Annotated in this window: 12 protein-coding genes; 5 read left to right on the forward strand and 7 right to left on the reverse strand. The window is 58.2% G+C overall.

All coding sequences use genetic code 11. The annotated features are described in order from the left end of the window. Window positions 1–120: 120 nt before the first annotated feature. Window positions 121–1,404 carry a cytochrome-c peroxidase gene (locus ACR0J0_RS15550; protein WP_480665060.1) on the reverse strand — a complete coding sequence of 428 codons (1,284 nt, stop codon included), beginning with the start codon at window positions 1,402–1,404 and terminating at the stop codon, window positions 121–123. Window positions 1,405–1,407: 3 nt separating this feature from the next. Here ACR0J0_RS15550 and ACR0J0_RS15555 point away from each other — a divergent pair, with 3 nt between their 5' ends. Continuing rightward, a complete protein-coding gene (locus tag ACR0J0_RS15555) occupies window positions 1,408–1,878 on the forward strand; it encodes a tetratricopeptide repeat protein (protein ID WP_480665061.1) in 471 nt (156 codons plus the stop codon). Window positions 1,879–1,912: 34 nt separating this feature from the next. Here ACR0J0_RS15555 and ACR0J0_RS15560 read toward each other — a convergent pair whose 3' ends face one another. The 6 genes from ACR0J0_RS15560 to ACR0J0_RS15585 are packed head-to-tail and all read right to left on the reverse strand — an operon-like array spanning window position 1,913 to window position 7,488. Continuing rightward, on the reverse strand, window positions 1,913–2,974 hold the full coding sequence (locus ACR0J0_RS15560) for a TRAP transporter substrate-binding protein (protein WP_480665062.1): 1,062 nt from the start codon (window positions 2,972–2,974) through the stop codon (window positions 1,913–1,915). A 24-nt stretch (window positions 2,975–2,998) separates the two neighbouring features. Then, window positions 2,999–4,288: a TRAP transporter large permease gene (locus ACR0J0_RS15565; RefSeq protein WP_480665063.1), complete on the reverse strand. Its 1,290-nt coding sequence runs from the start codon at window positions 4,286–4,288 to the stop codon at window positions 2,999–3,001. Then, window positions 4,289–4,876 carry a TRAP transporter small permease gene (locus ACR0J0_RS15570; RefSeq protein ID WP_480665064.1) on the reverse strand — a complete coding sequence of 196 codons (588 nt, stop codon included), beginning with the start codon at window positions 4,874–4,876 and terminating at the stop codon, window positions 4,289–4,291. A gap of 52 nt (window positions 4,877–4,928) precedes the next feature. Next, window positions 4,929–5,444, reverse strand: a complete 516-nt coding sequence (locus ACR0J0_RS15575; RefSeq protein WP_480665248.1) for a flavin reductase family protein — start codon at window positions 5,442–5,444, stop codon at window positions 4,929–4,931. Beyond that, window positions 5,444–6,334, reverse strand: coding sequence for an aldo/keto reductase (locus ACR0J0_RS15580; protein ID WP_480665065.1), 891 nt, complete (start codon window positions 6,332–6,334; stop codon window positions 5,444–5,446). Before ACR0J0_RS15580 ends, ACR0J0_RS15575 begins: the two co-directional genes overlap by 1 nt. After that, entirely contained in the window at window positions 6,334–7,488 is a 1,155-nt protein-coding gene (locus ACR0J0_RS15585) for an LLM class flavin-dependent oxidoreductase (RefSeq protein ID WP_480665066.1), read from the reverse strand. Before ACR0J0_RS15585 ends, ACR0J0_RS15580 begins: the two co-directional genes overlap by 1 nt. Before the next feature lie 106 nt (window positions 7,489–7,594). Here ACR0J0_RS15585 and ACR0J0_RS15590 point away from each other — a divergent pair, with 106 nt between their 5' ends. The 4 genes from ACR0J0_RS15590 to serA all read left to right on the forward strand — a co-directional run bounded on the left by ACR0J0_RS15590 (window position 7,595) and on the right by serA (window position 12,390). After that, entirely contained in the window at window positions 7,595–8,305 is a 711-nt protein-coding gene (locus ACR0J0_RS15590) for a GntR family transcriptional regulator (RefSeq protein ID WP_480665067.1), read from the forward strand. A gap of 12 nt (window positions 8,306–8,317) precedes the next feature. After that, on the forward strand, window positions 8,318–9,415 hold the full coding sequence (locus ACR0J0_RS15595; RefSeq protein ID WP_480665068.1) for a Gfo/Idh/MocA family protein: 1,098 nt from the start codon (window positions 8,318–8,320) through the stop codon (window positions 9,413–9,415). A gap of 159 nt (window positions 9,416–9,574) precedes the next feature. Beyond that, window positions 9,575–10,729, forward strand: coding sequence for a phosphoserine transaminase (locus tag ACR0J0_RS15600; RefSeq protein WP_480665069.1), 1,155 nt, complete (start codon window positions 9,575–9,577; stop codon window positions 10,727–10,729). A 65-nt stretch (window positions 10,730–10,794) separates the two neighbouring features. Then, window positions 10,795–12,390 carry a phosphoglycerate dehydrogenase gene (gene serA, locus ACR0J0_RS15605; RefSeq protein WP_480665070.1) on the forward strand — a complete coding sequence of 532 codons (1,596 nt, stop codon included), beginning with the start codon at window positions 10,795–10,797 and terminating at the stop codon, window positions 12,388–12,390. Window positions 12,391–12,433 lie beyond the last annotated feature (43 nt).

The following is a 12,433-nucleotide window of genomic DNA, read 5'->3' on the forward strand; positions in this document are numbered from 1 at the left end:
AACCGCGTCGACAACGCATACGGAGACCGAAACCTCGTCTGCACATGCCCACCAATGTCAGAATACGAAGAAGCCGCCGAGTAAAAACGCGAAACCCCCGCTGAAAAGCGGGGGTTTTTCTTATGGTACGAACCCTTCAGGCACGCCGAATGGCGGCGTCTCTACGCTTGACCCCGTCAGTGCCTGCAAAAAGGCGATGAGACTTTTTATTTCCTCGTCGGATAGTTCTACTAGACGAATGTCGATCTTGGTGCGCTGACGTTCCATTTCGAACTTGTCGTCCCACACCACAAAGTCCGCTTTCTGAAGCCAGGGCACGTCGGGCAAAGCGGCCATGTCCCGAGTCCACTGCGACAGGCTCTGCTGCGGATTCAGATGATGACGGATCATGCTTTCGAGATCGGGTAACGCTCCGTTATGGCCGTAAGGCGCAGTCAGCGCGATGTTTCGAAGCATCGGTGTGCGAAACCTGTAGGCATCTTCCAACCGGTCGCTTTCGCCCATGCGACCGACGTCCCGGACGTAGGGGTCCCATTGTCTTGTACGGCCCGGTCCGAATGGTGGCAGAGCCAGCGCGTGAAACTTCTGATCCGACATGAGCGGCCCGGAATGGCAGGCAGAGCATTGCGCCTTTCCGTAAAACAGGCTCATGCCGTTCTTTTGGTCCTGTGACAGGGCGGTAGTGTCTCCGGCCAGATACTGATCAAACGGGCTGTCTGTGCTGCGCCATTCGACGGCCATGAAGGCTGCAAGCGCGTTGGCTATCTGGGTGATCGAGATGTCCTCGGTCGCCTCGATTTCGTCAAACGCAGCGACGATGGCCGGACCATAGTTCGGATCGGTGCGCACCCTTTTGGCGAGGATCGGCCAGCCTTTGTCGATCCGGTCGTGTACGGCTCCAGTGACCTGGTTCTCGGCCACGTTGCCTGCCATCTCAAACTGCGAGGTCAGCGGAAACAACGCCTGCGCAGCGAGCAGCGAGTTCAAACCCTCTGGCAACCATTCCTGTGCGGGCGAGTTGAAGCGGTTGCCATAAACATCTGAGATGCTCAGCCGACCGTCGTGAAACAGGGTGTGAATGTCCTTCGCCCCTAGGTTCCAAAGGCCCGGAGAGTTTCGGGGGATGCGTTTGCGGATCTTGTCGGCGCCTGTGCCGGGGTTTCGGTCGGGTCCCAGGCCGTCACCACCTTCGCCGATGCCCAGTGACAACCCGTCCGACGTTCCGAAATCGGGGTGATGGCAATGGGCGCAGGCGATGTTCTGATTGCCTGACAGGATCGGGTCGTAAAACAGTTGATGACCGATGGCGGCCTGTTTCATATCAAAGGACAGGAAATCGTCATCTGTTAGCGGTCGTGGAAGTTCTTGCGCGATTGCCGTCCCGGCCCAGAGGAAAGCAGCCACCCCATGCGTCAGTATGTTTTTGCCCTTTGTCTTCTTGCCACCCCGGCGCTTGCCGAACTGGAGCAGGCCCGCGATATGATGGAGGCGGGAGAGTTTGAGGCCGCGCGCGAGGAACTTTGGCCCGCCGCGCGTTCTGGCAATGCCGAGGCGGAAGAGCTGATCGGTGTGATGTATGGCCTTGGGCTGGGCGTCGAGCAGGATTATGAGCGGGCCTTTGAATGGTATCTGCGCGCCTCGATGAAAGGTCATCCCGGGGCGCAGTCTGGTGTTGGCTGGTATTATGAGCTTGGTCTGGGCATGCCTGCGCCCGATCTGGTGCGGGCTTACATGTGGTACACGCTTAGCGCCATTGGCGGCGATCCCGACGCGGCGATCAGCCTTGAGGAAGTGGTCAAGAAAATGTCGCCGGAGCAGATTGAAAGGGCGCATGTTCTGGTCAACGACTACAAAGGGTGGATGTACCCGTTTCGGTGAAAGGGCCGGGCCACAAGGCCCGACCCACAATTGATTAGTTCAGGTCTGCATCGCGTGACGCATTGATCTCGCCTTCCGCAATCGAAACGGCTTCGGTCAGCGCGGCAAAAATCTCATCACCGCGAGCCACGTTCGACTGGAACCACTCGTAAACAGGCGTAGCCGCATCTTTGAACGCGGCTTTCTGATCGGGTGTCGGGACGTAGAGGTCACCGCCGCCCGCAACGAAATCTTCATAAGCCTGGATCGACTTGCGCTTGGGCGAGGCAAAAGTGGCCTGCTGCAGGGCATAGAAACCGTCGACGACCACGCGGCGCAGATCCTCGGGCATCTCCTGGAACTTGGCGTTATTCATCCACCACAGCGCACCCATATAAGCGTGGCCGTCCAGCGTGACGTATTGCAGGCCTGCATCCGGGAACTTCATGCCCATGATGTCGGTAATGCCGTTCTTGGATCCTTCAACAACACCGGTCTGGAAGCTGGTGAACAGCTCGGGCCACGGAATCGGCGTGGGCGAGGCGCCCAATGCCTTGACCAGTTCCTGAGGCAGGTCAGCGACCACGGTGCGGATCTTCAGGCCTTCCATGTCCGCGGGTTCGGCGATCCGGCGCTGCGTGTTCGCAAAGTTGCGCCAGCCGCCTGTGTTGCCGATGGTCATCAGACGGATCGCACCGCCGGAATCCTCCAGCGCCATCTCGCGCATTTTCCGTGTGAAATCACCGGACAGTACACGCTCGGCCACACGGTCATCTGCCATCAGGTAGGGAAGATCGAGCACCTGTACGTAAGGGAAGATTCCCGACGCACCGCCAGAGGTAGAGATGTAGATGTCGATGGTGCCATCAGCAACGCCCTGCAGGCATTCCGCGCCGTTCGAACACAACTGCGTTCCGATGAACAGTTCGACTTCGATCGCACCGTTCGAGGCCGCTTCGACAAAGTTTTTGAAAACGATCAGACCGTCATAGTCCTCATCGTTTTCATTAGAGTTTGCAGTCGCGCGCAGCGTGTAGTCAGCTGCAGTTGCCGCGATGGCGGATGCGGCAACCAGCGATGTCGCTAGGGCTGCTGTTTTGATAAATCTTCCGAGCATGCGTTTCCTCCCTGTGATACTCAGTCAGTTTGCAAATCCCGTTATGCGTGGGATCGTCATTGATAATGCGGGGACATAGGTGATCAGAAAGATCACTATGATTTCGACAGCCAGGAACGGCAGGATCGCCTTGGCAATGGTTTCAACCTTTTCCCGTGACACGGCGGCGGCCACGAACAAAACCAGCCCCATGGGCGGTGTCGCAAGACCAACGGTCAGGTTGACGCTCATGATGATGGCAAAGTGGATCGGGTCGACGCCAAGGCTGGTAAAGATCGGGGCCAGGATCGGGCCAAGGATGATAATCGCGGGGCCTGCATCCAGAAACATACCAACGATGAACAGCAACAGGTTGATCAGGAACAGCAGGATCAGCGGGTTTTCCGACAGGCTGAGGATCAGCGAGGCCAGTTGTTCAGGCGCGTGGCTGAGGCTGACAACGGTTTTGAACGCCATCGCGGCACCCACCAGCAACAATACGACGGCCGAAGTCAGGCCTGCATTGCTGAGGATTTCCGGCACCTCTTTCAGGGTCAGTGTGCGCAGCACGAAGAACCCGATGAGGAATGCATAGCCGACAGCAACTGCCGCAGCTTCGGTTGGTGTGAAGATACCGCCCAGAATACCGCCGAGGATGATGACCGGTGTCAGCAACGGGAAGAACGCCTTGAGGCTGGCCTGTCGACGCTCGCCCCAGGTGTACTTCCTGCTGGCGACGGGAAAGTCGTATTTGTCGGCCATCACCTTGATCATCAGCATCAGACCAACGCCCACCATGACGCCCGGCACGATACCGGCAAGGAATAGCGCCGCAACGCTTTCGCCCATGACATAGGCATAGATGATCATGATGCCCGAGGGCGGAATGATCGGCCCGATCACCGAACTGGCCGCTGTGATCGCAGCGGCGAACTTGCGGGTATAGCCCTGTTTCTCCATCGCTGGGATCAGCATGGACCCCAGCGCCGAGGTATCGGCAACAGCCGAGCCTGACAGGCCTGCAAACAGGATCGAACTCAGCACATTCACATGAGCCAGACCGCCCCGGAAGTGCCCCATCAACGCCTGACTGAATTCAACCAGGCGAATGGTGATGCCACCGCGGTTCATCAACTCACCAGCCAGCATGAAGAAGGGGATGGCCATCAGCGGAAAGCTGTCCATGCCGTTATAGACGTTGCGGTAGAGCAGCGTGATGTCGTTGGTCTGGCCGTTCAGCCATAGCAGAATGCCGGGGGCTGCCAGCAGAGCGAAAAAGACCGGCAGGCCGATCAACAGGAACACGAGAAACGTGGGCAGGAACCATATCAGCATTTACTCGGCCCCCACGGGTGCGTCGGCAATGTCCGGTAGCAGATGCCCGCCGCCCATCAGGGTTACGAAGGCGCGCAATATCAGTTCGATGTTCACCGAGATCAGCAGGATGACGCCAACCAACAGCGATGCCATCATCCAGCTGCGGGGGATGCGATACCACTCGTCAAATCCAAAGGATGTCGGCAGATACAGCGCAGCTGTGGCGAATTTGCCGCCAAAACCGGTCACCTCGGACCAACCGATATTGACGGCGACCAGCAGCACGGCCAGCGAAACCAAAAGAAGCAGGATATTCAGGATCTGCCCGATCCCACGCGGCAACATCAGGGGCACCATGTCGATGGCGACGAACCCGCCACGCCGAAATGCCGTGGGGGCCATCAGGCCCGTCATCCACAACATACAGAACCGCGCAGCCTCATCCGGCCAAGGCAGCGCGTTGCCCAGAACGTATCTGAAAAACACCTGAATCAGGATCGCGATTACCATAAGCGCAATCGCAACGACACCAACCGCGCGGCCCAATCGCAACACGGTTTCATTAACAAACGCGATCGGCGCAAGCACCGACGTCAATCCGCCCATGCGGATCCTCCCTTTTCAGCCGCGGGTTTCCACCGCGACAGTTATTCCGCGCTTACTGGTGCGCGAATTGGCCGAGCTTTCCGGCGTAGAAGGTCAATGCGTCTCCGTCCGCCATACTGGCACGCAGGACCTTTCCAATAACAATAACGTGGTCGCCAGCGTCATGATAAGCGTGTTGCTCACACTCGAACCGGGCCAGGCAGTCGGGCAGCAGCGGGGTTCCGTTTTCACAACGGTCGTGCTCGATATCCTGAAGCGCAAACGCGTCTTTCGAGCATCCAAAGCACAGCTCGGCCTGTTCGGATGACAAGACGTGAACACTGAAATGGCGCGCCTCGTGAAAATAACGGAAGCGCCGAGAATTGCGGTCCCCCGCCCACATCACAAGCGGCGGATCCAGAGACAGCGACGAAAAGCTGTTGGCCGTGATGCAGACCGGTCCATCGGCGCTGTCGCAGGTGACGACAGTGACACCGGTGGCAAAGCGGCCAAAGGCATCGCGCAGGGTGCGGGTGTCGTCCTTGTGCGGGACGAAGGTGTGTGTCATGTCCTTTGAGATTGCGTTCATCATGGTACCTCATGCCCCAGTGCCGCCTCGTACAGGCGAAACCAGCTCTCGCGATCCAGATTGACTTTCAGCGCATCGGAAATGCCTTTGATGCGGTCCAGATTGTTAGTGCCCAGAACCGGAAGGATACCGGCTGGATGCGCCAGCAGGAACGCGATTGCGACGGCGGCGCGATCCACGCCGAACTCGACCGCGATCTCATCCGCAACCACACCGACCGGAGGGTTTCCGGCCATCAGCAACCCACCACCTAATGGTGACCAGGCCATTACCGGCTGGCCGTGTTGTTGATGAAAGGCAAGATCACCGTTAGTGAAGGGGCTGATCTCACCCAGAGAAATCTCGATCTGGTTGGTCACCAGTTGCGTATTCATCGCCGATTGCAGCAAGCTCCAGTCCCAAGGGCGGAAATTGGACACGCCCACTGCGCCGACCTTGCCGCTGGCGACAACTTCGTCCAGCGCGGCACCTGTTTCGTGATGATCCATGAACGGATCGGGGCGGTGGATCAGCAGCAGGTCGATATGATCGATAGCCATTTCTGACAATGACGTCTCAACCGATTTCAGGATATGCGCGCGTGAGGTGTCATAGTACTTGCACTTGGCGTCCGCATATCGGCCCATCGGCGCGACGATGTCACATTTGGTGACGATTTCCATCTGTTTACGCAGGCCCGGATTTGCGCGTAGGGCGTTGCCCAGAACAGCCTCGGCCGCGTAACCGCCATAGATGTCGGCCTGATCGAATGTGGTGATGCCCTGATCCAGGCAGGTCTGAATCTTGGCCTCGACATGGCCTACTGACGTATCCGTGTCATCGCCCAGCCGCCACATGCCATAGACAAGGCGGCTCATGTCCAGCGAGTCAGATAGTTTTACGCGTTGCATCAGCGACGAACTCCATTGCCCAGCGGTGTGGCCGGTGTATTTGCAGGAACCCTTCCGTAGGCTTCGGGAAGGGAGCAGGTTTTCAGGTTCGGCATAACACGGCTGCCAAAATGGCGGGCTTCGTCCATGTGGGGATATCCCGAGAAGATGAAGGCACGGATGCCCATCTTCTGATATTCCTCGATTTTGGACATGACCTGATCAGTCGATCCGACCAGAGCTGCGCCGCACCCAGACCGCGCGCGTCCCACACCGGTCCATAAGCCAGGTTCGACATAGCCATACTCATCCGCCAGATCGCGGTTCTTGGCCTGATGTGCCACACCCAGTGAGGTCGCATCCAGCGCCCGTTCACGGATCGCGCGGCCGTATTCGTCATCCAGTTTGGACACGATGTAATCCGCGTATTCCTGCGCTTCGGCCTCAGTATCGCGAACGATCATGTGCACGCGCAGGCCGTAATCCAGCGTTCGGTTGTAGTTCTCGGCAACCGCGTGCACGGCCTTCATCCGTTCGGCCAGTTGATCCTTGGTCTCCGGCCACATCAGGTAGACGTCGCAATGCTCGCCACACAGGTCCAAGGCGGATGGGGAATAGCCACCAAAGTACAGAAGCGGCCCGCCGGTCTGATAGGGTTTCGTCGGATCGGTCGTCAGCCCTGAGAAGTTATAAACCTCGCCCGCATGGTTGATTTCATCCTGGGTCCACGCCTGTTTCAGGATCTCAACCACCTCGCGCGAACGCTGATAGCGATAGGCGCTGTCGGCTTTCTCGCCGGGGAAGTCGGATGAAATAATGTTGACGGTCAACCGCCCTTTCAGCATGTGGTCCAGCGTAGCAATGGTGCGGGCTAGCATGATGGGTTGCATCTCACCGCAGCGAACAGCGGCCAGCATGTTGATCTTTTCAGTAATCGGCGCGCATCCCGCGACAAAGCTCAATGTGTCCTGACCCACCTGATAGGACGAAGGGCAGAGGATGTTTCGGAACCCTTGCGCCTCGGCCTCTTTCACGATGCCCGAGCAGTGGTCCCAGCTGGATCGCAGATCGCCATCCGGCACGCCAAGAAACTGGTAATCGTCCGAGCACAGCGCCGCGAACCACGAAACCTCGGCCGCATTCAAATCGGGTGAGGTGATGGGGACGATGGTCATCTGATTCGCTCTCCGCAGTGCTGTGACTTTCCTCTTGCGTAGCAATCACATTGATGTAGATCAATGGTGTATCAATTTTTCCTGCGACCGAGTGAAGCGCCCCAAGATGTCCTCAGCCAACCGAAACCCGAATGCTCTGCCTGTTTATGTTCAGATCGCAGAGCTTCTGATCCGCGACATTGCTGCTGGACGCCTGATTGATGGAGAGCGTTTGCCGCCGGAAAGAGATCTAGCAGCCGAACTGAAGGTTTCGGTCGGGACCCTGCGAAAATCGCTCGCTGAGCTTGAGAAAAAAGGCATGCTGGAGCGTATTCAGGGGTCCGGGAATTACATACGCGAGACCGGAACACAGAACAGCGTCTATGCAATGTTTCGCTTGGAACTACCCGAAGGCGGCGGGTTGCCACGCGCGGATATCCTCTCGGTCGATCATCTGAAAAAGCCTGTGGACCTGCCGCGTTTTGGGGCGTCTGAAATGGGATCGCGGGTGCGCCGGATGCGCTACCTGAATGACACAATCATCGCTGTCGAGGAGATCTGGCTGGACGAATCTGCCGGACAGATTGATCGGCACCTGCTCTCCGACTCGTTGTACCGGTACTATCAGCACCAGCTTGGGTTCTGGATAACGCGAGCTGAAGACAGGGTTTCTCTTGGGGCGCTGCCGGATTGGACGCCTGCTGATTTCACCAAGCCAGTCGGAGAAACGGTTGGCTACATCGAACGGTTCAGTTGGTCGGAAAAACCCGAACCGGTTGAGTTTTCAAAAACATGGTTCGACCCGGATCGGGCCACCTATGTCCAACGACTGAAGTAAAAGGAACTGCGCATGACCCGGACCATTCACTACGGGCTGATCGGATGTGGTATGATGGGGCAAGAGCATCTGCACAATATTGCCCTGCTGGACGACACGCGCGTTTCAGCGATTTTCGAACCGGACGCCGAGATGGCGAAGGCTGCACAGGCGATTGCGCCGGATGCGGTGATGGTCACGTCGGTCGAGGACTTGTTGGCGGTTGCGGATTTGGACTGCGTTGTCATCGTCAGCCCCAATCATGTGCACGTGGATCAGATTGAAGAGATTGCCCGAACACGACCCTTGCCGTTGCTGGTCGAAAAACCTCTGTTCACTGATCCTGCAGATGTCGCGCGGCTGGAAGCCGTCCAGCGCGACTATCCGCATCCGATCTGGGTGGCTATGGAGTATCGCTATATGCCACCCATCGCCGCTTTGGTTGCCGAGGCGGAGGCTACGGGTGGCGTCAGGATGCTGTCGATCCGCGAGCATCGGTTCCCATTTCTTGAAAAGGTTGGGAACTGGAATAGGTTCAATCGCAATACGGGCGGGACATTTGTCGAGAAATGCTGCCATTTCTTCGACCTCATGCGCCTGATCCTGCAATCTGACCCGGTGCGCGTCACCGCAAGTGGCGGGCAGGCGGTGAATCACCTGAGCGAGTCGTATGAAGGTGAGACACCGGATATCCTCGACCACGGATACGTCATCGTAGATTTCGCCTCGGGTGCGCGCGCGATGCTAGAGTTGTGCATGTTTGCCGAAGGGTCGCGGTATCAAGAGGAAATCTCGGCCGTTGGTCCGGATGCTAAGATCGAAGCGCTGGTTCCCGGACCCGGGCGCTTCTGGCCGGAACATTTGGGGGAGCCGCCCGTGCCGCAGGTCATCGTCAGCCCTCGCGACCCGAAGGGGCCGATTGCCAAGGAGATACCGGTCGATCCGCGCTTGCTGGCCGCCGGGGATCACAACGGTTCGACCTTCTATCAGCATCAGGGGTTCCTGGCAGTTCTGCGAGGCGAAATAGCCAGGCCGGAAGTGACACTGCAGGATGGTCTTTGGGCAGTGAAGATGGGGCTGGCCGCGCAAGAGGCGCTTGAGACCGGAGAGACCGTCCGCTTCGCTTCGTGAAGCCGATAGGAAACTCACGTTCCAGATACGCGCATATTCTGGTGTCGTTTTTGACACCAGAAGCGTCTTTTCCGCTTGCTGAGCGTATTGCCACGCAATAGCTCTGTCCGTGGGACACCCCTCCCCAACGAGGGGCGTGTATCTGGAAGGATAATACACATGGCTATCGAACAACCGGCGACGCGGCCGGCTAATCCGCGTTTTTCCTCGGGCCCCTGCGCCAAACCCCCCACATTTGATTTGACCAAACTGGCGGATGCTGCGCTGGGCCGGTCGCACCGTGCTGCGGTTGGCAAGGACAAGCTGAAGGCCGCCATTGAGGGCACGCGCGAGGTGCTTGGTATTCCGGCAGACTACAAGATCGGTATCGTTCCCGCGTCAGACACCGGTGCGGTTGAGATGGCTCTGTGGTCGTTGCTGGGCGAACGCAAAGTCGAGATGCTGGCCTGGGAAAGCTTTGGTGCGGGCTGGGTAACCGACGTGGTCAAGCAACTGAAGATCGATGCCGAAGTGAAGACGGCTGACTATGGGCAACTGGTTGATTTGGCGTCGGTAGACTTCGCCAATGACGTTATCTTTACGTGGAACGGCACCACCTCGGGCGTGCGGGTTCCAAACGGCGACTGGATCGTCGATGACCGCCAAGGGCTGACAATTTGTGATGCCACCTCGGCAGCTTTCGCGATGGACCTGCCGTGGGACAAGCTGGATGTAACCACCTTCAGCTGGCAGAAGGTGCTGGGTGGAGAAGCGGCTCATGGCATGCTGATCCTGTCGCCCCGCGCTGTAGAGCGATTGGAAAGCTATACGCCCGCGTGGCCGCTGCCAAAGATTTTCCGCCTGACCAAAGGTGGCAAGCTGATCGACGGTATCTTTACCGGAGCCACGATCAACACGCCGTCGATGCTGGCGGTCGAAGACTACCTGTTTGCCCTGGATTGGGCGCGCTCGGTTGGCGGGCTGCAAGGCCTGATCGCTCGCGCCGATGCCAATGCCGGTGCGGTGCATGCGTTCTGCGATCAGAACAACTGGATCGCCAACCTGGCCGAGGACGCGGCAACGCAGTCGAACACCTCGGTCTGCCTGAAATTCACCGATCCGCGTATTCAGGACGGTGCGACGTTCGCCAAAGCTGTTGCCAAGCGGCTGGAGGCCGAGAACATCGCCCTGGATATCGGAGCCTATCGCGATGCGCCTGCCGGCTTGCGTATCTGGTGTGGCGGTACGGTCGAAACCCAGGATATCGAAGCGATGCTGCCCTGGCTGGCATGGGCTTTCGAGACCGAGATTGCCGCGCAATCTGAAGCCGCCTGATCCTTTCCAATCTTCACCGGGCCGCCTCAGGCCCGGATCTCTCATTACATGCAAGGACCACGAACATGGCTCCCAAAGTACTCGTCTCTGACAAACTCAGCGAAACCGCCGTTCAGATTTTCCGAGATCGCGGCATCGACGTGGATTTCATGCCTGATCTGGGCAAGGACAAAGACAAGCTGGCCGAGGTGATCGGTCAATATGACGGTCTCGCCATCCGCTCGGCCACCAAGGTCACGCCCACCCTGCTGGAAAAGGCGGACAATCTGAAAGTTATCGGTCGCGCAGGCATCGGGACCGACAATGTCGACAAGGATGCGGCCTCGAAAAAGGGTGTGATCGTGATGAACACACCCTTTGGCAACATGATCACCACCGCCGAACACGCGATCGCGATGATGTTCGCCGTGGCGCGGCAAATCCCCGAGGCCAGCACTTCGACCCATGCGGGCAAGTGGGAAAAGTCCAAGTTCATGGGGATCGAGCTGACCAACAAGACCCTCGGTGTTATCGGCGCGGGCAACATTGGCGGTATCGTTTGCGAACGCGCGCTGGGCCTGAAAATGAAGGTCATCGCCTACGACCCCTATCTGGGCGAAGAGAAAGCCGCCAAGATGGGTGTGGAAAAAGTCGAACTGGATGAGCTGTTGTCGCGGGCTGACTTCATCACCTTGCACGTGCCATTGACCGACCAGACGCGCAATATCCTGAGCCGCGAGAATCTGGCCAAAACCAAGCCGGGTGTGCGCATCGTCAACTGCGCGCGCGGTGGTCTGGTCGATGAGGCGGCTCTGGCCGAGATGCTGACCTCTGGTCATGTTGCGGGTGCAGCCTTTGACGTGTTCAGCGAGGAGCCGGCCAAGGACAACCCGCTGTTCAACCTGCCCAACGTGGTCTGCACGCCTCACCTTGGTGCGGCAACAACCGAAGCACAGGAAAACGTGGCGCTTCAGGTGGCTGAGCAGATCTCGAACTACCTGCTGACCGGAGCTGTCGAAAACGCACTGAACATGCCCAGCGTGACCGCCGAAGAGGCCAAGGTCATGGGACCGTGGATCAAGCTGGCGGGTCATCTTGGCAGCTTCATCGGCCAGATGACGGATGAGCCGATCAAGGCGATCAACATCCTCTATGACGGCGTCGCGGCGGAAATGAACCTTGCCGCACTAAACTGTTCTGTCGTCGCTGGGATCATGAAGAAATTCAATCCCGAGGTGAACATGGTCTCGGCCCCGGTCGTTGCGAAGGAACGCGGAATTCAGCTGTCGACCACCAATCAGGACAAGTCCGGCGCCTTTGAAGGCTATATCAAAGTGACTGTGGTGACCGAAAAGCGCGAACGTTCGATTGGCGGTACGGTCTTCAGCGATGGCAAGCCGCGCTTCATCCAGATCAAGGGTATCAATATCGACGCCGAAGTCGGCGCGCATATGCTCTACACCACGAACGAGGATGTCCCGGGCATCATCGGTACGCTGGGCCAGACCATGGGCGAGAACAACGTGAACATCGCTAACTTTACGCTGGGCCGCGCCGAAGCCGGAGGCGAAGCCATCGCATTGCTTTACGTGGACGAGCCGGTTCCGGCCGAAGCGCGGGCGAAATTGGCGGAAACCGGGCTGTTCACTCAGATCAAACCGCTGGAGTTCGACGTGGCCTGAGTTGTGGTCCAAAAATTGTGATTTCGACGATGCCCGTGCTTGA

The sequence above is a fragment of the Ruegeria sp. BF12 genome (assembly GCF_056538705.1).